Here is a 24,668-nt window from a genome sequence, read left to right as displayed (position 1 = left end):
ATTATATAAATTAAGTTCATGATTTTTGTTTCAATATGTTAAGATATTTGTTTATCCAAAGTGATAAACGCTGTATGCTAAAGGATTAATATCCAATAGCGAGCAGCTATAACTTAAGGTGGTTATAGCGATGGGGCTCACCTCTTACCATTCCGAACAGAGAAGTTAAGCCCATTAGCGCCGATGGTACTGCATTTGTGGGAGAGTAGGTCGTTGCCTTTTTTAATCCTCAACATTTATTTGTTGAGGATTTTTTTTGCCCTAAACTCAAATCTAAGAAGACAAAGGGGGATGTAAAACTATTCTTGCTGTTCGTCTCATCTTGTCTCTCTTTTTTTATGTGTCGAAAGTTATGAGTAGATACTTCTTCTGGATACTTAAGATATAGCTATATATTTAATTATGGACTAAGTCTGCAAGAGGGATAGCAGCGGCATCCTTTTTATGGTGTTGAAAGACTTTAATTTGGTATGGTGCTTTAGATACTATAGATCTACCCGTTCAAAGCTATTAAACAATCAACTAAATAAAAAGATATAGCGGATAGCCCGGTTTTTATGAGAATAAAAACTTGCCCTAAGGCTATTTATCTTATTTTAATTGAGCCGTCTTGTTTTCTGTTAAAAGAATATTTTCATAAATAAAACACCCCTTATTCTGAAAATACAGATTAAAGGGTGTTTGGTCTTAGAATTAAGTCTAACGTATTTTTATTGTTTACTTAAACGTTTTGCTATGTGTCCTTTGTCTGATTCTACTATTAAAACATAAGTGGCACTTGCCAAATTAGTTATATTAATAGGTTGTTGTTCTCTCGTATTACTTAAATCAAAATATTCAATTAATCTCCCACTCATGTCATACAGGGAGGCATTTTTTAGATTAATTAATTGAGGATTGCTTAAGTAAACGATATTACTGCTAGGATTTGGGTGCAGGTTAACGGAATTAAGTCCAATTTCGCTATCGGCAAGGCTGAGTGATGTATCAATAATTAGTTCAAATGTGCAACTATTCATATTAGCGTTTGCATCTTGCGTATGTAGGCTTACAGTATAGGTACCCGGGGTTAGTTCTATTCCTGCTGCAGGGGTTTGAGATGTGATAGTAACGGGGTTTGTACAATTATCTGTTACTTGTGCTTCGCCTGTACTAAAGTAGTCTGGAATGGTATAGAGTTGCGAGGTTTGCACTTGATTGGCAGGGCAGGTAATTACGGGAGCTATATTATCAGATATTGTTATGGTGCTAACACAACTAGAGGTATTTCCTTCTTGATCAAAGGTATATAATGTTTGGTTAACAGTACTCCCTAAATTTGTACATGTGTAAGCAGAGCTTGCTGCGGTGGTTATAATAGGTATATTTGTGGTTATCGAATAGGTGCCGAAACCGGCTTGAACATCACTAATTGACATATAATATGTATGCCCTTCTGAAAGAGTAATTGTAGGATCGGTAAGAGCATCTCCGTTGTTACTTATTAATATTCTTGTTAAATATTCAGGTCTAGAATCATAGAGCGTACTATTAGGAATAGGTGTATCTTTCCAAATAAAAATATAGAATATTTCACTAGACATTGTTCCTGTGCCGTTAAAGGTATAAGTCCCTGTGGTTGGAACTGTAAATGCAGATGCTTGATAAGGGTACATTACACCTGTTCCGGGATCGATAATATCAGTAGGGCTAGTTGCTGTTGTTTCTCCGGAAAAACTCGTCGTTTCGAATGCCAAAAATACGGAGCCTCCATCATCTGTCGATCCGTTGTCTACCAAGTCAGGTGTTAAGGTGGTAGTACCCATGGCGTCTAACGGCAAGGTTATATTTTTGCACACTACCATGGGTGGTTGGTTTCCAATAGCCAGGTTGTTAAAAGGTACAGGTGATAATTCTGCAGGGCTAGATTGCGCATACAACCAGTTTGCGGTGTTTTTGAAATCAGCATTAGTAACCAATATGTTACGTTTTGTTTCGTCATATTCAATTCGTTTCGGAGCTGTTGAAGGAAAGCCATCTATTACTAAGGCGCTTAAGTATATTTGTGAAGGATCTTGTTTAGTAGGAATAAAGCCTCCTGAAATTGGTGAACTGCCTGTGTAGAGTACGGCGTAAATATCCGTTATGCCGTCTGAAGGATCAGAATTAATATCAGAGTAAGCATAGAATGATTCTCCTGAGGTATTTATTGAAAAAGTACCACTAACCGTCGTCATAGTTCCGCAACTATTTCCCGTAGCTCCATTGCATGTTATGTTGAATATATTTGTTGATGTGCCTGTTTCCGTGGCCACTATAACATCGCCTGCCGGAATTATTGTTGCTGGTGAGATATACTGTATAACAGCTTCACCATCTGTCTCAAAAGTTAATGTCGTATTATCGAATTCTTCTTCAGTAAAATAGATAGTAGTATTGGCAGGAATGTCTTTAATAGCTACGAATGAAAATGCATCTTGTACTGAAGCATCATGGCTTAGACCGGTAATAGCAACAAGCGGATTGGATTTACTCGTATCATCATTGGTGATACTGCCAATGGCATCATTTGGAGAACCTCCATTATACCCTGTGCCAGAAGTTAAGGCTAGTTGAACAGTTTCGATAGGTTCGAGAGTCATATCTGTTAAAGGAGTAGCTGTTATGGTAGCATACGTGCTGCCACTTGGAATTACAACAGAACCTGCTGTTGCACCAAAAGTATTAGCGCCAGTTACACCATAATCATCGGAGAATGTTGCTGTACCTCCAACGGCGTAATTAATAGTAATATCATTAGGAACAGCTGTGGATAAGGAGAAGGTATATACTAGGCCTATTCCTGAGTCTTCGGCGACACTATTGGGTGTTACGGATACAGTAGCAATAGGGTTAGCAGATCCGGTTGATATTATGATATTATTAAATGGAATGGTTGATAAAGTTATATTTTCTTCCCCATACAACCAATTGCTTGTATTTTGAAAATTGGCTTGATCAACATCAAGGGCACGTTCATTTCCTGCAAATTTATATTCAGCTCTGTTGGGGTTTACCCCTAAAGTAAAACCATCGACAAGAACACTACCTGTATAGACACTAGTAGGATTTTGTAATGCTCCGATATTGCCACCTCCGGTAGTACCGTTTCCTGTGTGTAATACAGAATGAATTTCGGTAATACCGTCGAAAGGGTCGTCGTTAGAATCCTTGTAGGCATAAAAGCTTTCACCGGCTGTAGCTAAAGAGAATAGACCATAGACAATATCAATAGTTCCACAAATATTATTGTTACAAGTTGTTGACAAGATGTTTGAAGTCGATTCTGTAGCTACAATAACTTCTCCACGCTGTATTATTGAGTTGGGTGATGTCCATCTACATATTGCATCGCCATTATTTACAAATTTGAGTATACTGGTGTTAAATTCTTCAGCTGTAAAGTATATGATGGTATTTGCAGGAATATCATCCAAAGCCACAAAAGAAAACCCTTCATCATTATTGTTATTGGTTCCTGTAACCGCTACCATTGGAGTAACGGTTTGGGTATCATCATTAAGTATAATTACGGTGGCCGAGCTTGGACTTCCTCCATCATATCCAGCACTAGGAGTTATAGCAAGTATTACCAGTTCGTCTGCCTCTAAGGTAGTATCTCCGATTGGTGTAATAGTAACTGTTTTTGAGGATGTACCATCTGCAATAGTTACCGTACCGTTGCTAGCAGAAAATGTTGTTGCTCCTGAAACAGAATAGTCTGTGGTGTAAGCAGCTGTACCTCCAACTGAAAAATTAACAACAAGGTCTCCCACAGCTGGAGAATCTAAGGTAAAGGTATATACCATTGAGGTAGCACTATTTTCATTTACCGATTTTGGGGTTGGGGAAATTGTTAATACTGGTTTAGAACCGGTTAGGTTTAGATTTGTGAATTCTACTATTGATAGGTCATCGAAGCTTACATATTGTAAGTAGTTTTCGGCATTTTCGAATGCTGTTTTACTTATACCGTCTCTTAGATTACTAGGAGAGAATTTAAACTCTATTCTGTTAGGTCCTGTAAAGTCATCACCGTCGTTATTAAAACCATCTACAACTATAGCATTAGGGAAATTGCCAATAGGATTTTGATTCGTAGGAATATTACCTCCATTTTGAGAAGGGGCTTCTCCTGATCCAGTATACATTACGGAGTAAATTTCAGTAATGCCATTTACAACATTATCATCGGTATCAGAATAAGCGTATAACCCATCACCATTCGTGGCTAGGTTGAAAGATCCATTTGAGACGCTGTTTGATCCACAGTTGCCAGAAGTACAGCTTATTACAAAAGTATCTGTACTAGTTTCTCTCATGTAAACTACAACACCTTTGCTAAGGCCTCCAGTACCTACGGTGTATTTTATAACGGCTTCTTCCGAATTTGTGAAATTATTTGTTACTACGTCGTATTCGTTATCTGTAAAGTAGATAATTTCACCCGCAGGAATGTTTTCGGTTGCTACAAAGGTAAATCCATCATCAGGTGCACCACTTGAGAGATGATTCATACCTACAATTACCACTTTTTGCGAAAAGGAGAGAGAGGTTACCATTAAGGTAAAAAAGAAGATTATAAAGGGGTATTTTTTTTTCATAATATTTATTTTAAAGTATAATCTTTTTAAGAACATCTGTAATATTATATTCAGAAAACTACCATGATATGGTTTTATAATAAAGCATTGTGAATCTTTGATGATTACAGATGTTTCTTGATTAAGCTTTTATTTATTAATTTCTAGATGGATAAACACCTTCTAGAGCAATACAAAAATTTATTCCTAAAAAAGGGGAGCGATTTGAAAATGACATGTTACTTCCAGCGTTAGCTGTATTAAACGGAGCTAAACTTTGTCCAACAGTTGTGTCTTCACTAAAAGCATTGGCATAATTGGCAATATGTGCCCCAACAGGCGAACTTTCTTCACCTCCAGAAATATGTACAGGAATATTAACGACATGGTTGTGTGCAGGGATGTTTTGTGTTGTAAGTGTGGTGTTTTCACTACCTCCTTTTTCTCCTAATCTAATAGTAGTTAATCCCGGTTCCTTTCCAATATTTATCATTGTACGTCCTCTTAAATCTGGTAAAGCGAATGTAGTTCGACCATCACCTCCGTAGGTTGTTCCTAATAATGAAAACAGTGCTGGATTTTGAGCAATTGGCATGATTTGTCCTTCGCATTTTGCCCAATCACGGGGTGCGAAATTAAACCCGAATGCTTGAATTTGTCCTATAAATGGAATCATAATTTGAATTTTTATTGGTTAATATTTTTAATTTTTATTGTTAACTTCTAGACGGAAAAATACCTTTTAAAGCAATGCATATATTCATACCTAAAAAAGGGTCACGATTTGAAAATGAAGTGTTACCTCCGGAGTTAGCCGTATTAAATGGAGCTAAACTTTGTCCAGGAGAGGTATCTTCACTAAAAGCATTGGCATGATTTGCAATATGTGCTCCAGCAGGCGAACTTTCTTCTCCACCAGCAATATTCACAGGGATATTAACAGCATGGCTGTGAGCAGGTATGTTTTGTGCTGTAAGTGTAATGTTTTCACTACCTCCTTTTTCACCTAATCTAATAGGACTTAGTCCTGGGCCGTTCCCTTCATTTACCATAGAGCGGCCTCTTAAATCGGGTAAGGCAAAAGTGGTTCGACCATCACCTCCATATATTGTTCCTAATAATGAAAATAAGGCCTCGTTTTGTGAGATTGCTAAAAGTTGTCCTTCGCATTTTGCCCAGCCAAGTGGTGCAAAATTACATCCGAAAGCTTGAATTTGTCCTAAAAATGGTTCCATAATGTTAAATGTTTTGGTTAGTATTACGTGTTAAATTGATTATTAGTTATTGTCTTGATAACATTTATTAAATAAGAAATATTAATGTCCGTAATTAGGAAAGTCAACATAAGAAGAAGCGCTGTCTCTATATAATGAAACGCTTTAAGGAAGCCATTTAAATAAATGGCAGAAGTTACTTTAGAAAGTAAATGTGAAAAAAATAATAGCGACATATAGTTTTATTTTTGATTGATTAAAGAACTTTGATGGTTCGATAAATCAAACAATTTGTTAATTATGAAACTTGTTTTATAAAACAGTTTCCTTAACTCTAATGTGCTTTTAATTCTCTTAGGATTAGAAAGATATAAAAAAAAGATAAATACTACACTATGTTGTTTAATAATAAATATTGAAATTTAGTTTTGAAGATAATTGGAAGAGAAAAGGGGGAAGCTTGGGCTCCAATCAATATAAGCTTAATTCTTTTTATGCCTTAAAGGGACATAGTCTTGTTTGGAAGAAAATATTTAGAAGTGCTTTGTTATTGAAATTAAGACATATCACTATTGGTTGAAATGTATCTTATATATGTACAAAAAAAGTTAAAGACAAGGAGTCCGTTTATTTATAGAGGAAATTAATGAAGATGTTTAAATTTAACGAAAAAAAAGCAACATTAAATACGTTTGTAAACATATTTAATGTTGCTTTTTTTATACTTAGTATTTTGCTTTAATAAAACAAAACCTGTCGCATGTAATATTACGGCCTTCCTTTTAGCCTTTTTTCAATTTTTTGTTTAACTGCAGTTAAGCGTTTCATTAAGTCCATAATCTCTTGGTCTTTATCAACTTTGTATATGTCGTTTAAGCTCAAAATTAAATCCTTTACTTCTCTAGAAGCTTCAATGCGTTCGCTAGTGGTTTTAAATGTATGTTTGCGTTGTTCGAATTCAACCGCTTTTTCAATTAGTTCCATAAATAATAATCGTTTTTCTAAAAATTTATTGGAATAAAACAGGTTGTGTATTATTCACAATTCGACAATATAATAAAATATTATAATTTTTTTGATTTTATAGCAAAAATTTAGGTAAAATTTAATGTTTTATTTTGGTTTTTGGCTCATTTTTGATTGTTTCCTAGATTTTTCTACCTTTTTAGTATTTTTTTACAAGGCTTAAGTAGGCTTGGTTTGTTGGCTTGTAAACTATTATTTTAACTTCTATAGGTGTAGAATAAAAAAGGATTTATAATTTTAAGATGTTGATATGATGGCGGTTCAAGAAGGTTTAAAAGTGAAATAGTAGAACCCTTTTTTAATAAAATTTATAGTGTAATAATAATATTTTTTTCAAAGATTCGTGTTAAAATAAAATCGAAGTTCTGCTTCGGAAATAGTGTTATAAAATTGTCATATTTAAGCTTTTGTTAACATAAATAGATAATTGGATGCGTAATTTTATACTTTAAAAATTAAAAAAAGTTAAAATGAAAAAATTACTACTGATTGTATTGGCATTTACTACAGTTTATACTGTTAATGCACAGATTGAAACTCCACAACCTAGCCCAAAAGCAAAGTTTGAACAAAAAGTGGGTTTAACCGATGTAACTATTGAATATTCTAGACCAAGCGTTAGAGGACGTGAAATTTTTGGCGGATTAGAAAGTTACGGAACCACTTGGAGAACTGGTGCTAATGAAAATACAATTATTACATTTAGTGATAATGTAGAAGTTGCAGGACAAGCCCTTAAAGCAGGATCGTATGCGTTATTCACAAAGTTAATTTCTGCAACCGAGTGGGAATTTATTTTTTATAGCGATACTTCAAACTGGGGAACACCAAAGCAATGGGACGATTCAAAAGTGGTTGCAACGGCAAAATTAGCTGTTGAAGAAATTCCTTTTAATGTAGAAACACTAACTATTGATATTAATAATATAACTAATAATGGCGCTACGTTAGAGTTAATTTGGGAAAACTCTTATGTAGCAGTACCTTTTACTGTACCTACAGAAACAGCGGTTTTGAAGGCTATTGATAAAGTCATGAATGGACCTGGTGAAGCCGATTATTATGCAGCAGCAGCGTATTATCTTGCAGAAGGTAAAGACATGAAAAAAGCAACAGAATGGATTGATAAAGCGGTTGAAATGACTAAAGATAATCCTCGTTTTTATTACTTACGTCGTCAAGCATTAATTCATGCTGCAAATGGTGATAAAGCCGGAGCTATTAAAGCAGCGAAAGAATCTTTAAAACTTTCTAAAGCAGCAGGAAATGATGGTTATATTAAAATGAATACAGCATCTCTAAAAGAATGGGGCGCTCTATAATTATTTAAACAGCGTAACATACATTTACTTTTTAAAAAGTAAAAATAATTTATAAACAGCTCAACAATAAATATATTGTTGAGCTGTTTTGTTTTAAAGAATTTAGTAATTTTTATTTCGGCTTACGCTATTAAAGATACACGAGGTTATTTATATGAAACTATTCTACATAACTTTTTAAATTATTTTTTACGCCAAGTTGTATTTATAAGTATATTAGCTCGGTTATTGTGTCATCTTTCACGATTATTATGAGAAAATTAGAGTTTTTAAAAACAATAATTAATTTTCACCTCATAGGGGTATTAATTACAACACTTAGTCGGTTTATTTTATTTCTAGCCTTTTTACCTCGAATAACAGACACCGAAAGTTATGGCTTATTATTCCCAATTGGACTGCGTATTGATATTGTTTTATTATCCTACATGGCTGCTTTATCTGCCGTATTAATTCTATTACAAGCGGGAAAAGAAGCCGTACAATTTAATGTTGTAGAGAAAGATACTTTAACAGCTGAAACCAACGTTAATCAAGAACTTGTAAAAGATGCTATTAGCCATATTTTAACAGCTTCAAAAGCGTATAATGGAATAGAATATAGGTTGCCAGAGGTAAACTTGGAAAGTGAATAATGAAAGGCAAATGAATTTCAAGTTGGGATAATTATTGCTTCCAAAGGAAGATTTTTAAAAATTAAGAAAAGACATTGACACAGATACATTTTATTGTTAATCCCATTTCGGGCAACGGAAAACACAGACTTTCCGAAGCATTCCTTGAAGATTTTTTTGATGTAAACCATTACACATTAAAGGTGAAGTTTTCTAATCATCGTGGGCATGCCATCACGTTAACAAAAGCATCTATTGCAGATGGAGCAAATATTATTGTGGCCTGTGGTGGCGATGGTACCATAAATGAAGTGGCTTCAACCTTGGTAGGTAAAAATATTCCGTTAGGCATTATTCCTGTAGGTTCTGGTAATGGTTTAGCGTCTAATCTTAATATTCCTCAAGATATCAATAAAGCCATTAATATTATTTTAAAAAATGCGCAAACATGGATTGATGTGGGCTGTTTAAATAATCAGTATTTTTTCAGTAATATGGGGTTTGGTTTTGATGGTAATGTGATTAAAAATTATGAAGCTTCGGAACACAGAACGCTTTATTGCTATTTAAAAGCATCCATCAAATCGTTTCGTAATTATAACAAAAAGGAAACAATATCTGTTAAAATTAATGATAAAGACGTTTTAATAAATCCATTTTTAATTTTTATTTCAAACTCTAACGAAATGGGGTATAACGTGAGTTTAACCCCAAAAGCGTCATTGCAAGATGGCTTGCTAGATGTTGTTATTGTACCACAAATAAGCAAAGCAAAAATGTTGCTTTTTTGCTTATCTATGCTGTTTAGAAAGCCTGATTTTTTTAAGGAATCCTCATGTTTTCAAACTAAATCGTTTAAAATAAAAAGAATAGAAGGCGATTGTTTTGAAACTCAGATAGATGGTGAATTTTTAAAAATAGAAACGGTTTCTGTTGCTATTTCAGTAAAATCTAAAGCCCTTGTTGTTATCGCTTAACGGTTCAAAAATGAAGTAAAATTTATACTTCTAGTAGTACTATATTTTTTATATGGAGAGTAAAATCATGATTTTTGATTATTTCCACAAATCATCATAAGTTAAATAACCCGTATTTATTAATGTTGATTTCAAATAAAACTGATTTAATTTTTTGTTTTTTGTCAATTGAATAATATCCTTTTCAATAGGTTTAGTAAGATTTCCTAGATTTTGAAGTGTGGCATAGGCAATGAAATAATCATTTGTTACTTCATCTAAAATATATTTTAATGCTTCTGGGTTTGAATTTTGTTTTATAAGAATTTCGGCACTCATTAAACGTACTTCGGTATTCTCGTTTTGGTTTCTGAAGTTTTTGGTAACCGCCTCAGGAACTTTGGATATTAAATGTCTTTCTAATAATTGAAGCACGCCAATACTGCCCCAATAACGAATAGCTGGATTGTCTGAATTTAAAAAAGTAACAAGTTTGTTTAAGTCCGATGGTTGTGCCGTACTAGCATAAGCTGCGGCATCGATAATAGCATCAATAGGTTGTTTCGTGTTTCTAACGTAGTTGTAAAAAGGCGTTTTTTCATCTTTTCTACGCATAGACCACGGGTATAATCCAAGGTCTTTATTGGTTTTCATAAAATCTAATAACTTATGTTTTAGCTCTGCAATTTTTTCTTGATGTTGAGAGGAGTTAATTAAATTATTGACCTCATACGGATCGGTTTCTGTATCGAAAAACTCTAAAGCATCGGCTGGTTTCCAAAATAGTTGTTGAAGTGTATTCACTTCACCTTTAATATTTGCAACATCCCAAGCTTGGTATGATGGCATTTGCCATTGGTATGATTGACGAGTGCCATTAGGGTAAGCCGAGTTAAAATTCCAAATTAATTTATAACGACCATCGGTAAGCGCACGCGCCGGAATGTAATTTTGTTCTTGGTTGGCTTTATATAAAAACAATTCAGATTTTGGTTCGGGTAGGTTCTGTCCTAAAAATGGTTTTCCCATCATAAAATCTGGAGTTTCAATGTCTAGTAAATTGAAAACGGTAGGTGCAAAATCTACAAAACCTACAAGCTTGGTGTTTATAGATGGAATTTCAGCACCAGCTAAATGTTTATATTTTTCAGGAAAATGTACTATTAACGGTACACGCGTTCCTGTATCGTACAAAAAAGCTTTTCTAATAGAGCAAGTGCTGCAAAGAAGATTAAAGTATTGGTTTTAGAAAAGACGATTCCATTTAAAAATGATGTGGCGTTTCTTTTTAATAGTTAAGCACTTTTTTTAAAAAGTCTAAATAACGCTCATAAAAATCGACAATGCAATATCTTCTTTTTTTTTGGTATGAAGTTGTTTTTAGCTGTAATGGATGTCTTAAATAACATGTGTTAATGTTGCGGATGTTCTAAACAGAAGTCTATAGGTTGGTTTCCAACATTTTTTGCGCAGTAAAAGAGATTTTTTGTACATGGCATTGGTTAACTCTAAAAGAGGTGCAGACAATGTTTGTAGAGTACGATCCAATTAATAAAAGGATATAGCTAGGAGTCTTGTTTTTTGTAAATGACCGATTAAAATTATTAAACCAGAATTTATTATGATGTTTCAACACGATTATAAATGATGCATTTTGTCCGTTTAATATACCAGAAGTTTTAGTGGGTGAAAACAAATAAAATAGGAGTAAGGTTTTAAAAATGGGGTTTTCTCAAATTATACACAATAATATGTTAACTGTAATTTGATATTAAAACCGCTATATTATTATCATTAACGTAAAATCTGAATACGATTATTGCTGTTTTATTAAAAAAAGGTTTTGTTTAACAAATAAATAACATATATTTGGAAAACCAATCTGGAAAACCAATTTGGTTTACCAGGAATTAAAACAAAACTAAAACGAAACATTAACTTAAAAAGCATGATGAAAAAAGACTTGAAAACTAAATAAAAACGAAAGATACACACGCTACTCTTTTAATTAATTATTCCCTTTTAAAAAGAGTGTATGACTAAAATCAACAAAAATTATAATCCATTCAGCCGAAAAAATAGAAATTCTGTTGTTTTAGCTGAAATTTTTTTTGTTAATCAGGGATAAAGCACTTGTAGCTTTTGAATAAATATAAAAGCCAACCTAAAAAACATTATTAACATAACACAAACACAAATGAATTTAAAAACTAAACTAATTTTAGCAGGTATATTGATATTCAATATGTCGTTGTTTGCTCAAGATGGTTACGTCTTGTCAGGTACCGTACTAAATGAATCAAAGGTGCCAATTCCTGGAGTAAACGTAATTGTAGCCAATACGTCTAGAGGAAGTGCTACCGATTTTGATGGAAATTTCCAACTTGAAGTTTCTAAAGGAGATAAACTTAATTTTTCTTTCGTTGGGTATGTTACTCAAACAGTAAGTATTAATGGACAGAAAACGCTAAGTATTGTAATGGCTGAAGATGCTAGTAAGCTAGACGAAGTTGTAGTTGTAGGTTATGGTGCTCGTAAAAAGAGTGACATTACAGGCGCTGTATCTTCCGTTAAGGCTGATGAGTTAACTGCGTTTCCCGTATTAGATGCAGCTCAAGCACTTCAAGGTCGTGCAGCAGGTGTTGTTGTTCAATCTAATAATGGTGGAGAGCCAGGCGCACCTATCAGTATAAAAATTAGAGGAAATACGTCTATTAGTGCTAATAGTTCTCCACTTATTGTTGTCGATGGTTTTGTTGGAGCATCAATGCCTCAACCTAATGATATTAAGTCTTTAGAAGTATTGAAAGATGCCTCAGCAACGGCAATATATGGTTCTAGAGGATCTAATGGTGTAGTTTTAGTCACCACTAAAAAAGGTAGAAGTGGAAAATTAACTGTTGAGTTGAATTCAACTTATGCTGTTCAAAACATTGCAAATCAATTAGACTTGCTTAATGCCGATGAATTTGCAGATTATCAACAACAAGTAAATAATAATACAGCTATAACAACTGGACAAGCTCCTGCTACTTATTCTCAAGGAACTGGAGATACAGATTGGCAAGATTTAATTTATAGATCTGGTAGTACTGCTAACCATCAACTTGCTTTTTCAGGAGGAACAGATAAAATAAATTTTTATGCTTCTGGAAACTACTTTAAACAAGAAGGTATTATTGTTAATTCGGATTTTGAAAGAGCAACATTTTTATCAAATATAGATGCTCAGGTAACCGATAAACTTAAATTTGGGATGAACCTTTTTGGTTCTAGAGGTATTAAAAATGGTGTTGCTACGCAATCTACAGGTTCATCTATATTTGATAAAAATGTTGCTCTTTCAAAATCCGAATTAACAATAATACCTTCTTGTTTAAAGTAGTTTCCAGAAGCATAAAAATTTATTTTATCTGTTCCTCCTGAAAAAGCAAGTTGATGGTTAGCAGTACTACCAGATCTATAAATTAAATCTTGCCAATCTGTATCTCCAGTTCCTTGAGAATAAGTAGCAGGAGCTTGTCCAGTTGTTATAGCTGTATTATTATTTACTTGTTGTTGATAATCTGCAAATTCATCGGCATTAAGCAAGTCTAATTGATTTGCAATGTTTTGAACAGCATAAGTTGAATTCAACTCAACAGTTAATTTTCCACTTCTACCTTTTTTAGTGGTGACTAAAACTACACCATTAGATCCTCTAGAACCATATATTGCCGTTGCTGAGGCATCTTTCAATACTTCTAAAGACTTAATATCATTAGGTTGAGGCATTGATGCTCCAACAAAACCATCGACAACAATAAGTGGAGAACTATTAGCACTAATAGACGTATTTCCTCTAATTTTTATACTGATAGGTGCGCCTGGCTCTCCACCATTATTAGATTGAACAACAACACCTGCTGCACGACCTTGAAGTGCTTGAGCTGCATCTAATACGGGAAACGCAGTTAACTCATCAGCCTTAACGGAAGATACAGCGCCTGTAATGTCACTCTTTTTACGAGCACCATAACCTACAACTACAACTTCGTCTAGCTTACTAGCATCTTCAGCCATTACAATACTTAGCGTTTTCTGTCCATTAATACTTACTGTTTGAGTAACATACCCAACGAAAGAAAAATTAAGTTTATCTCCTTTAGAAACTTCAAGTTGGAAATTTCCATCAAAATCGGTAGCACTTCCTCTAGACGTATTGGCTACAATTACGTTTACTCCAGGAATTGGCACCTTTGATTCATTTAGTACGGTACCTGACAAGACGTAACCATCTTGAGCAAACAACGACATATTGAATATCAATATACCTGCTAAAATTAGTTTAGTTTTTAAATTCATTTGTGTTTGTGTTATGTTAATAATGTTTTTTAGGTTGGCTTTTATATTTATTCAAAAGCTACAAGTGCTTTATCCCTGATTAACAAAAAAAATTTCAGCTAAAACAACAGAATTTCTATTTTTTCGGCTGAATGGATTATAATTTTTGTTGATTTTAGTCATACACTCTTTTTAAAAGGGAATAATTAATTAAAAGAGTAGCGTGTGTATCTTTCGTTTTTATTTAGTTTTCAAGTCTTTTTTCATCATGCTTTTTAAGTTAATGTTTCGTTTTAGTTTTGTTTTAATTCCTGGTAAACCAAATTGGTTTTCCAGATTGGTTTTCCAAATATATGTTATTTATTTGTTAAACAAAACCTTTTTTTAATAAAACAGCAATAATCGTATTCAGATTTTACGTTAATGATAATAATATAGCGGTTTTAATATCAAATTACAGTTAACATATTATTGTGTATAATTTGAGAAAACCCCATTTTTAAAACCTTACTCCTATTTTATTTGTTTTCACCCACTAAAACTTCTGGTATATTAAACGGACAAAATGCATCATTTATAATCGTGTTGAAACATCATAATAAATTCTGGTTTAATAATTTTAATCGGTCATTTACAAAAAACAAGACTCCTAGCTATATCCTTTTATTAATTGGATCGTACTCTACAAACATTGTCTGCACCTCTTTTAGAGTTAACCAATGCCATGTACAAAAAATCTCTTTTACTGCGCAAAAAATGTTGGAAACCAACCTATAGACTTCTGTTTAGAACATCCGCAACATTAACACATGTTATTTAAGACATCCATTACAGCTAAAAACAACTTCATACCAAAAAAAAAGAAGATATTGCATTGTCGATTTTTATGAGCGTTATTTAGACTTTTTAAAAAAAGTGCTTAACTATTAAAAAGAAACGCCACATCATTTTTAAATGGAATCGTCTTTTCTAAAACCAATACTTTAATCTTCTTTGCAGCACTTGCTCTATTAGAAAAGCTTTTTTGTACGATACAGGAACGCGTGTACCGTTAATAGTACATTTTCCTGAAAAATATAAACATTTAGCTGGTGCTGAAATTCCATCTATAAACACCAAGCTTGTAGGTTTTGTAGATTTTGCACCTACCGTTTTCAATTTACTAGACATTGAAACTCCAGATTTTATGATGGGAAAACCATTTTTAGGACAGAACCTACCCGAACCAAAATCTGAATTGTTTTTATATAAAGCCAACCAAGAACAAAATTACATTCCGGCGCGTGCGCTTACCGATGGTCGTTATAAATTAATTTGGAATTTTAACTCGGCTTACCCTAATGGCACTCGTCAATCATACCAATGGCAAATGCCATCATACCAAGCTTGGGATGTTGCAAATATTAAAGGTGAAGTGAATACACTTCAACAACTATTTTGGAAACCAGCCGATGCTTTAGAGTTTTTCGATACAGAAACCGATCCGTATGAGGTCAATAATTTAATTAACTCCTCTCAACATCAAGAAAAAATTGCAGAGCTAAAACATAAGTTATTAGATTTTATGAAAACCAATAAAGACCTTGGATTATACCCGTGGTCTATGCGTAGAAAAGATGAAAAAACGCCTTTTTACAACTACGTTAGAAACACGAAACAACCTATTGATGCTATTATCGATGCCGCAGCTTATGCTAGTACGGCACAACCATCGGACTTAAACAAACTTGTTACTTTTTTAAATTCAGACAATCCAGCTATTCGTTATTGGGGCAGTATTGGCGTGCTTCAATTATTAGAAAGACATTTAATATCCAAAGTTCCTGAGGCGGTTACCAAAAACTTCAGAAACCAAAACGAGAATACCGAAGTACGTTTAATGAGTGCCGAAATTCTTATAAAACAAAATTCAAACCCAGAAGCATTAAAATATATTTTAGATGAAGTAACAAATGATTATTTCATTGCCTATGCCACACTTCAAAATCTAGGAAATCTTACTAAACCTATTGAAAAGGATATTATTCAATTGACAAAAAACAAAAAATTAAATCAGTTTTATTTGAAATCAACATTAATAAATACGGGTTATTTAACTTATGATGATTTGTGGAAATAATCAAAAATCATGATTTTACTCTCCATATAAAAAATATAGTACTACTAGAAGTATAAATTTTACTTCATTTTTGAACCGTTAAGCGATAACAACAAGGGCTTTAGATTTTACTGAAATAGCAACAGAAACCGTTTCTATTTTTAAAAATTCACCATCTATCTGAGTTTCAAAACAATCGCCTTCTATTCTTTTTATTTTAAACGATTTAGTTTGAAAACATGAGGATTCCTTAAAAAAATCAGGCTTTCTAAACAGCATAGATAAGCAAAAAAGCAACATTTTTGCTTTGCTTATTTGTGGTACAATAACAACATCTAGCAAGCCATCTTGCAATGACGCTTTTGGGGTTAAACTCACGTTATACCCCATTTCGTTAGAGTTTGAAATAAAAATTAAAAATGGATTTATTAAAACGTCTTTATCATTAATTTTAACAGATATTGTTTCCTTTTTGTTATAATTACGAAACGATTTGATGGATGCTTTTAAATAGCAATAAAGCGTTCTGTGTTCCGAAGCTTCATAATTTTTAATCACATTACCATCAAAACCAAACCCCATATTACTGAAAAAATACTGATTATTTAAACAGCCCACATCAATCCATGTTTGCGCATTTTTTAAAATAATATTAATGGCTTTATTGATATCTTGAGGAATATTAAGATTAGACGCTAAACCATTACCAGAACCTACAGGAATAATGCCTAACGGAATATTTTTACCTACCAAGGTTGAAGCCACTTCATTTATGGTACCATCGCCACCACAGGCCACAATAATATTTGCTCCATCTGCAATAGATGCTTTTGTTAACGTGATGGCATGCCCACGATGATTAGAAAACTTCACCTTTAATGTGTAATGGTTTACATCAAAAAAATCTTCAAGGAATGCTTCGGAAAGTCTGTGTTTTCCGTTGCCCGAAATGGGATTAACAATAAAATGTATCTGTGTCAATGTCTTTTCTTAATTTTTAAAAATCTTCCTTTGGAAGCAATAATTATCCCAACTTGAAATTCATTTGCCTTTCATTATTCACTTTCCAAGTTTACCTCTGGCAACCTATATTCTATTCCATTATACGCTTTTGAAGCTGTTAAAATATGGCTAATAGCATCTTTTACAAGTTCTTGATTAACGTTGGTTTCAGCTGTTAAAGTATCTTTCTCTACAACATTAAATTGTACGGCTTCTTTTCCCGCTTGTAATAGAATTAATACGGCAGATAAAGCAGCCATGTAGGATAATAAAACAATATCAATACGCAGTCCAATTGGGAATAATAAGCCATAACTTTCGGTGTCTGTTATTCGAGGTAAAAAGGCTAGAAATAAAATAAACCGACTAAGTGTTGTAATTAATACCCCTATGAGGTGAAAATTAATTATTGTTTTTAAAAACTCTAATTTTCTCATAATAATCGTGAAAGATGACACAATAACCGAGCTAATATACTTATAAATACAACTTGGCGTAAAAAATAATTTAAAAAGTTATGTAGAATAGTTTCATATAAATAACCTCGTGTATCTTTAATAGCGTAAGCCGAAATAAAAATTACTAAATTCTTTAAAACAAAACAGCTCAACAATATATTTATTGTTGAGCTGTTTATAAATTATTTTTACTTTTTAAAAAGTAAATGTATGTTACGCTGTTTAAATAATTATAGAGCGCCCCATTCTTTTAGAGATGCTGTATTCATTTTAATATAACCATCATTTCCTGCTGCTTTAGAAAGTTTTAAAGATTCTTTCGCTGCTTTAATAGCTCCGGCTTTATCACCATTTGCAGCATGAATTAATGCTTGACGACGTAAGTAATAAAAACGAGGATTATCTTTAGTCATTTCAACCGCTTTATCAATCCATTCTGTTGCTTTTTTCATGTCTTTACCTTCTGCAAGATAATACGCTGCTGCTGCATAATAATCGGCTTCACCAGGTCCATTCATGACTTTATCAATAGCCTTCAAAACCGCTGTTTCTGTAGGTACAGTAAAAGGTACTGCTACATAAGAGTTTTCCCAAATTAACTCTAACGTAGCGCCATTATTAGTTATATTATTAATATCAATAGTTAGTGTTTCTACATTAAAAGGAATTTCTTCAACAGCTAATTTTGCCGTTGCAACCACTTTTGAATCGTCCCATTGCTTTGGTGTTCCCCAGTTTGAAGTATCGCTATAAAAAATAAATTCCCACTCGGTTGCAGAAATTAACTTTGTGAATAACGCATACGATCCTGCTTTAAGGGCTTGTCCTGCAACTTCTACATTATCACTAAATGTAATAATTGTATTTTCATTAGCACCAGTTCTCCAAGTGGTTCCGTAACTTTCTAATCCGCCAAAAATTTCACGTCCTCTAACGCTTGGTCTAGAATATTCAATAGTTACATCGGTTAAACCCACTTTTTGTTCAAACTTTGCTTTTGGGCTAGGTTGTGGAGTTTCAATCTGTGCATTAACAGTATAAACTGTAGTAAATGCCAATACAATCAGTAGTAATTTTTTCATTTTAACTTTTTTTAATTTTTAAAGTATAAAATTACGCATCCAATTATCTATTTATGTTAACAAAAGCTTAAATATGACAATTTTATAACACTATTTCCGAAGCAGAACTTCGATTTTATTTTAACACGAATCTTTGAAAAAAATATTATTATTACACTATAAATTTTATTAAAAAAGGGTTCTACTATTTCACTTTTAAACCTTCTTGAACCGCCATCATATCAACATCTTAAAATTATAAATCCTTTTTTATTCTACACCTATAGAAGTTAAAATAATAGTTTACAAGCCAACAAACCAAGCCTACTTAAGCCTTGTAAAAAAATACTAAAAAGGTAGAAAAATCTAGGAAACAATCAAAAATGAGCCAAAAACCAAAATAAAACATTAAATTTTACCTAAATTTTTGCTATAAAATCAAAAAAATTATAATATTTTATTATATTGTCGAATTGTGAATAATACACAACCTGTTTTATTCCAATAAATTTTTAGAAAAACGATTATTATTTATGGAACTAATTGAAAAAGCGGTTGAATTCGAACAACGCAAACATACATTTAAAACCACTAGCGAACGCATTGAAGCTTCTAGAGAAGTAAAGGATTTAATTTTGAGCTTAAACGACATATACAAAGTTGATAAAGACCAAGAGATTATGGACTTAATGAAACGCTTAACTGCAGTTAAACAAAAAATTGAAAAAAGGCTAAAAGGAAGGCCGTAATATTACATGCGACAGGTTTTGTTTTATTAAAGCAAAATACTAAGTATAAAAAAAGCAACATTAAATATGTTTACAAACGTATTTAATGTTGCTTTTTTTTCGTTAAATTTAAACATCTTCATTAATTTCCTCTATAAATAAACGGACTCCTTGTCTTTAACTTTTTTTGTACATATATAAGATACATTTCAACCAATAGTGATATGTCTTAATTTCAATAACAAAGCACTTCTAAATATTTTCTTCCAAACAAGACTATGTCCCTTTAAGGCATAAAAAGAATTAAGCTTATATTGATTGGAGCCCAAGCTTCCCCCTTTTCTCTTCCAATTATCTTCAAAACTAAATTTCAATATTTATTATTAAACAACATAGTGTAGTATTTATCTTTTTTTTTATATCTTTCTAATCCTAAGAGAATTAAAAGCACATTAGAGTTAAGGAAACTGTTTTATAAAACAAGTTTCATAATTAACAAATTGTTTGATTTATCGAACCATCAAAGTTCTTTAATCAATCAAAAATAAAACTATATGTCGCTATTATTTTTTTCACATTTACTTTCTAAAGTAACTTCTGCCATTTATTTAAATGGCTTCCTTAAAGCGTTTCATTATATAGAGACAGCGCTTCTTCTTATGTTGACTTTCCTAATTACGGACATTAATATTTCTTATTTAATAAATGTTATCAAGACAATAACTAATAATCAATTTAACACGTAATACTAACCAAAACATTTAACATTATGGAACCATTTTTAGGACAAATTCAAGCTTTCGGATGTAATTTTGCACCACTTGGCTGGGCAAAATGCGAAGGACAACTTTTAGCAATCTCACAAAACGAGGCCTTATTTTCATTATTAGGAACAATATATGGAGGTGATGGTCGAACCACTTTTGCCTTACCCGATTTAAGAGGCCGCTCTATGGTAAATGAAGGGAACGGCCCAGGACTAAGTCCTATTAGATTAGGTGAAAAAGGAGGTAGTGAAAACATTACACTTACAGCACAAAACATACCTGCTCACAGCCATGCTGTTAATATCCCTGTGAATATTGCTGGTGGAGAAGAAAGTTCGCCTGCTGGAGCACATATTGCAAATCATGCCAATGCTTTTAGTGAAGATACCTCTCCTGGACAAAGTTTAGCTCCATTTAATACGGCTAACTCCGGAGGTAACACTTCATTTTCAAATCGTGACCCTTTTTTAGGTATGAATATATGCATTGCTTTAAAAGGTATTTTTCCGTCTAGAAGTTAACAATAAAAATTAAAAATATTAACCAATAAAAATTCAAATTATGATTCCATTTATAGGACAAATTCAAGCATTCGGGTTTAATTTCGCACCCCGTGATTGGGCAAAATGCGAAGGACAAATCATGCCAATTGCTCAAAATCCAGCACTGTTTTCATTATTAGGAACAACCTACGGAGGTGATGGTCGAACTACATTCGCTTTACCAGATTTAAGAGGACGTACAATGATAAATATTGGAAAGGAACCGGGATTAACTACTATTAGATTAGGAGAAAAAGGAGGTAGTGAAAACACCACACTTACAACACAAAACATCCCTGCACACAACCATGTCGTTAATATTCCTGTACATATTTCTGGAGGTGAAGAAAGTTCGCCTGTTGGGGCACATATTGCCAATTATGCCAATGCTTTTAGTGAAGACACAACTGTTGGACAAAGTTTAGCTCCGTTTAATACAGCTAACGCTGGAAGTAACATGTCATTTTCAAATCGCTCCCCTTTTTTAGGAATAAATTTTTGTATTGCTCTAGAAGGTGTTTATCCATCTAGAAATTAATAAATAAAAGCTTAATCAAGAAACATCTGTAATCATCAAAGATTCACAATGCTTTATTATAAAACCATATCATGGTAGTTTTCTGAATATAATATTACAGATGTTCTTAAAAAGATTATACTTTAAAATAAATATTATGAAAAAAAAATACCCCTTTATAATCTTCTTTTTTACCTTAATGGTAACCTCTCTCTCCTTTTCGCAAAAAGTGGTAATTGTAGGTATGAATCATCTCTCAAGTGGTGCACCTGATGATGGATTTACCTTTGTAGCAACCGAAAACATTCCTGCGGGTGAAATTATCTACTTTACAGATAACGAATACGACGTAGTAACAAATAATTTCACAAATTCGGAAGAAGCCGTTATAAAATACACCGTAGGTACTGGAGGCCTTAGCAAAGGTGTTGTAGTTTACATGAGAGAAACTAGTACAGATACTTTTGTAATAAGCTGTACTTCTGGCAACTGTGGATCAAACAGCGTCTCAAATGGATCTTTCAACCTAGCCACGAATGGTGATGGGTTATACGCTTATTCTGATACCGATGATAATGTTGTAAATGGCATTACTGAAATTTACTCCGTAATGTATACTGGATCAGGAGAAGCCCCTTCTCAAAATGGAGGTAATATTCCTACGAATCAAAATCCTATTGGCAATTTCCCTAATGCTATAGTTGTAGATGGTTTTAATAACGACGGTGATGACTTTACAGGACCTAACAGAATAGAGTTTAAATTCTCTCCTAGTAATCTAAGAGACGGTATAAGTAAAACAGCATTCGAAAATGCCGAAAACTACTTACAATATGTAAGCTTCGATGACCTATCAATAGTAGAATTCACAAATCTAAACCTAACCGGTTCTAAACCAGTATTAACAATTTCCCCAACCCCAAAATCGGTAAATGAAAATAGTGCTACCTCAATGGTATATACCTTTACCTTAGATTCTCCAGCTGTGGGAGACCTTGTTGTTAATTTTTCAGTTGGAGGTACAGCTGCTTACACCACAGACTATTCTGTTTCAGGAGCAACAACATTTTCTGCTAGCAACGGTACGGTAACTATTGCAGATGGTACATCCTCAAAAACAGTTACTATTACACCAATCGGAGATACTACCTTAGAGGCAGACGAACTGGTAATACTTGCTATAACTCCTAGTGCTGGATATGATGGAGGAAGTCCAAGCTCGGCCACCGTAATTATACTTAATGATGATACCCAAACCGTTACTCCAATGGTAGCGGTTACAGGAACCAATAACAATAATGATGAAGGGTTTTCTTTTGTGGCTTTGGATGATATTCCTGCAAATACCATCATATACTTTACAGCTGAAGAATTTAACACCAGTATACTCAAATTTGTAAATAATGGCGATGCAATATGTAGATGGACATCACCCAACTCAATAATACAGCGTGGAGAAGTTATTGTAGCTACAGAATCGACTTCAAACATCTTGTCAACAACTTGTAACAATAATATTTGTGGAACTATTGATATTGTCTATGGTCTATTCTCTTTAGCTACAGCCGGTGAAAGCTTTTATGCCTACAAGGATTCTAACGACGACCCTTTCGACGGTATTACCGAAATTCATTCTGTATTACACACAGGAAACGGTACTACCGGAGGTGGCAATATCGGAGCATTACAAAATCCTACTAGTGTCTATACAGGTAGTGTTCTTGTCGATGGTTTTACTTTAGGGGTAAACCCCAACAGAGCTGAATATAAATTTGCAGGAAATGAACGTGCCCTTGATGTTGATCAAGCCAATTTTCAAAATACAAGCAATTGGTTGTATGGGGAAGAAAATATAACTTTATCAACCATTCCATTTAATAATATCATAATATCAACCGGATCTGCTAACCCTATTGCTACTGTATCCGTAACACCCAATAGTGTCGCCGAAGACTCAGGAATAGGCCTAGTATATACCTTCTCCTTATCCACAGCTGTTCCTAATGATATTACTATTAATTACGCCGTTGGAGGTACAGCAACATTCTCCGATGATTATGGTGTAACTGGCGCTAATACTTTTGGTGCAACAGCAGGTTCTGTTGTAATTCCAAGTGGCAGCACGTATGCTACCATAACAGCTACTCCTTTAACAGATATGACTCTCGAACCTATCGAAACTGTTCAACTAGCCTTAACTTCTGGCACAGGGTATAATGGAGGTTCTCCAAATGATGCCATTGGCAGTATCACCAATGATGATACGAGTAAATCCAATCCGCTTGTTGCTATTACCGGTCTAAGCCATGATGCTTCAGTACAAGATGCATTTTCATTCGTAGCTATTAAAGACATTCCTGCCAATACTACTATCTATTTTACTGAAGAAGAATTCGATAATACGACATTAACTTTTGAGACAGATGGTGAAGCTGTTATACAGTATATCTCACCAGCAACAATAATTCCGGCAGGCGATGTTATAGTGGCCACGGAAACAGGCACATCAACAAATATATTCAACATAACATGCAATGGAGCTACGGGAAATAGTTGCGGAACTATGACGACGGTTAGTGGTACTTTTTCAATAAATACCTCAGGAGAATCATTCTATGCTTACTCTGATATTAATTCTGATCCTTCAGACGGCATAACGGATATTTACGCCGTACTCTACACAGGCAGTTCACCAATTTCAGGAGGCTTTATTCCTACTAAACAAGATCCTTCACAAATATACTTAAGCGCCTTAGTAATAGATGGCTTTCCTTCAACAGCTCCGAAACGAATTGAATATGACGAAACAAAACGTAACATATTGGTTACTAATGCTGATTTCAAAAACACCGCAAACTGGTTGTATGCGCAATCTAGCCCTGCAGAATTATCACCTGTACCTTTTAACAACCTGGCTATTGGAAACCAACCACCCATGGTAGTGTGCAAAAATATAACCTTGCCGTTAGACGCCATGGGTACTACCACCTTAACACCTGACTTGGTAGACAACGGATCGACAGATGATGGAGGCTCCGTATTTTTGGCATTCGAAACGACGAGTTTTTCCGGAGAAACAACAGCAACTAGCCCTACTGATATTATCGATCCCGGAACAGGTGTAATGTACCCTTATCAAGCATCTGCATTTACAGTTCCAACCACAGGGACTTATACCTTTAACGGCACAGGAACAATGTCTAGTGAAATATTCTATATTTTTATTTGGAAAGATACACCTATTCCTAATAGTACGCTCTATGATTCTAGACCTGAATATTTAACAAGAATATTAATAAGTAACAACGGAGATGCTCTTACCGATCCTACAATTACTCTTTCAGAAGGGCATACATATTATATGTCAATTAGTGATGTTCAAGCCGGTTTCGGCACCTATTCGATAACCACAAATATACCTATTATAACCACCGCAGCA

Annotated in this window: 17 protein-coding genes, 1 rRNA gene and 1 pseudogene; 10 read left to right on the top strand and 9 right to left on the bottom strand. The window is 33.6% G+C overall.

Going from position 1 to position 24,668, the window contains the following annotated elements:
* Nucleotides 1–114 precede the first annotated feature (114 nt).
* A 5S ribosomal RNA gene (rrf, locus tag QWY92_RS19735) occupies nt 115–222 on the top strand.
* A 488-nt stretch (nt 223–710) separates the two neighbouring features.
* Here rrf and QWY92_RS19730 read toward each other — a convergent pair.
* The 4 genes from QWY92_RS19730 to QWY92_RS19715 all read right to left on the bottom strand — a co-directional run bounded on the left by QWY92_RS19730 (nt 711) and on the right by QWY92_RS19715 (nt 6,799).
* Nucleotides 711–4,535 carry a T9SS type A sorting domain-containing protein gene (locus tag QWY92_RS19730; protein ID WP_290274919.1) on the bottom strand — a complete coding sequence of 1,275 codons (3,825 nt, stop codon included), beginning with the start codon at nt 4,533–4,535 and terminating at the stop codon, nt 711–713.
* Between the two features lie 223 nt (nt 4,536–4,758).
* Nucleotides 4,759–5,277 carry a phage tail protein gene (locus QWY92_RS19725; RefSeq protein ID WP_290274910.1) on the bottom strand — a complete coding sequence of 173 codons (519 nt, stop codon included), beginning with the start codon at nt 5,275–5,277 and terminating at the stop codon, nt 4,759–4,761.
* Nucleotides 5,278–5,317: 40 nt separating this feature from the next.
* Nucleotides 5,318–5,836, bottom strand: a complete 519-nt coding sequence (locus QWY92_RS19720) for a phage tail protein (protein ID WP_290274912.1) — start codon at nt 5,834–5,836, stop codon at nt 5,318–5,320.
* Between the two features lie 747 nt (nt 5,837–6,583).
* A complete protein-coding gene (locus tag QWY92_RS19715) occupies nt 6,584–6,799 on the bottom strand; it encodes a hypothetical protein (RefSeq protein ID WP_290274915.1) in 216 nt (71 codons plus the stop codon).
* A 512-nt stretch (nt 6,800–7,311) separates the two neighbouring features.
* Between QWY92_RS19715 and QWY92_RS19710 the strand changes: the two genes are divergently transcribed.
* From QWY92_RS19710 to QWY92_RS19700, 3 genes are all read left to right on the top strand, one after another.
* Nucleotides 7,312–8,163 (top strand): DUF2911 domain-containing protein, encoded by an 852-nt coding sequence (locus tag QWY92_RS19710; protein WP_290274917.1) that lies wholly within the window; start codon nt 7,312–7,314, stop codon nt 8,161–8,163.
* A 251-nt stretch (nt 8,164–8,414) separates the two neighbouring features.
* Entirely contained in the window at nt 8,415–8,798 is a 384-nt protein-coding gene (locus QWY92_RS19705; RefSeq protein ID WP_290267559.1) for a hypothetical protein, read from the top strand.
* Nucleotides 8,799–8,872: 74 nt separating this feature from the next.
* A complete protein-coding gene (locus QWY92_RS19700) occupies nt 8,873–9,754 on the top strand; it encodes a diacylglycerol/lipid kinase family protein (protein ID WP_290267561.1) in 882 nt (293 codons plus the stop codon).
* Between the two features lie 78 nt (nt 9,755–9,832).
* Here the strand turns inward: QWY92_RS19700 and QWY92_RS19695 are convergent, their stop codons facing one another.
* Entirely contained in the window at nt 9,833–10,927 is a 1,095-nt protein-coding gene (locus QWY92_RS19695) for a sulfatase/phosphatase domain-containing protein (RefSeq protein ID WP_290267563.1), read from the bottom strand.
* 1,003 nt (nt 10,928–11,930) lie between these two features.
* Between QWY92_RS19695 and QWY92_RS19690 the strand changes: the two are divergent.
* Nucleotides 11,931–12,998 (top strand): annotated as a pseudogene (locus tag QWY92_RS19690) (SusC/RagA family TonB-linked outer membrane protein); the annotation flags it as partial.
* Here QWY92_RS19690 and QWY92_RS19685 read toward each other — a convergent pair.
* Nucleotides 12,962–14,029, bottom strand: a complete 1,068-nt coding sequence (locus QWY92_RS19685; protein ID WP_290274927.1) for a SusC/RagA family TonB-linked outer membrane protein — start codon at nt 14,027–14,029, stop codon at nt 12,962–12,964. The pseudogene QWY92_RS19690 and the gene QWY92_RS19685 overlap by 37 nt on opposite strands.
* 1,051 nt (nt 14,030–15,080) lie before the next feature.
* Between QWY92_RS19685 and QWY92_RS19680 the strand changes: the two genes are divergently transcribed.
* A complete protein-coding gene (locus tag QWY92_RS19680) occupies nt 15,081–16,175 on the top strand; it encodes a sulfatase/phosphatase domain-containing protein (RefSeq protein WP_290267563.1) in 1,095 nt (364 codons plus the stop codon).
* Between the two features lie 78 nt (nt 16,176–16,253).
* Here QWY92_RS19680 and QWY92_RS19675 read toward each other — a convergent pair whose 3' ends face one another.
* From QWY92_RS19675 to QWY92_RS19665, 3 genes are all read right to left on the bottom strand, one after another.
* The gene (locus QWY92_RS19675; protein WP_290267561.1) at nt 16,254–17,135 is read right to left on the bottom strand and encodes a diacylglycerol/lipid kinase family protein; all 882 of its coding nucleotides are present in this window, start codon (nt 17,133–17,135) and stop codon (nt 16,254–16,256) included.
* Nucleotides 17,136–17,209: 74 nt separating this feature from the next.
* Complete coding sequence (locus QWY92_RS19670; protein ID WP_290267559.1) at nt 17,210–17,593, bottom strand: hypothetical protein; 384 nt, start codon at nt 17,591–17,593, stop codon at nt 17,210–17,212.
* 251 nt (nt 17,594–17,844) lie between these two features.
* Complete coding sequence (locus QWY92_RS19665) at nt 17,845–18,696, bottom strand: DUF2911 domain-containing protein (RefSeq protein WP_290274917.1); 852 nt, start codon at nt 18,694–18,696, stop codon at nt 17,845–17,847.
* 512 nt (nt 18,697–19,208) lie between these two features.
* Between QWY92_RS19665 and QWY92_RS19660 the strand changes: the two genes are divergently transcribed.
* The 4 genes from QWY92_RS19660 to QWY92_RS19645 form a co-directional block, all read left to right on the top strand.
* Nucleotides 19,209–19,424, top strand: a complete 216-nt coding sequence (locus QWY92_RS19660; protein WP_290274915.1) for a hypothetical protein — start codon at nt 19,209–19,211, stop codon at nt 19,422–19,424.
* A gap of 748 nt (nt 19,425–20,172) precedes the next feature.
* Nucleotides 20,173–20,691, top strand: a complete 519-nt coding sequence (locus tag QWY92_RS19655) for a phage tail protein (RefSeq protein ID WP_290274912.1) — start codon at nt 20,173–20,175, stop codon at nt 20,689–20,691.
* Nucleotides 20,692–20,731: 40 nt separating this feature from the next.
* Nucleotides 20,732–21,250, top strand: coding sequence for a phage tail protein (locus QWY92_RS19650; RefSeq protein ID WP_290274910.1), 519 nt, complete (start codon nt 20,732–20,734; stop codon nt 21,248–21,250).
* Nucleotides 21,251–21,473: 223 nt separating this feature from the next.
* A partial coding sequence (locus QWY92_RS19645; protein WP_290274908.1) for a hypothetical protein occupies nt 21,474–24,668 on the top strand: 3,195 nt, incomplete at its 3' end.

Source organism: Algibacter miyuki, assembly GCF_030409805.1.
GTDB lineage: Bacteria > Bacteroidota > Bacteroidia > Flavobacteriales > Flavobacteriaceae > Algibacter > Algibacter miyuki.
This window is presented reverse-complemented; position numbering and strand designations above follow the sequence as displayed.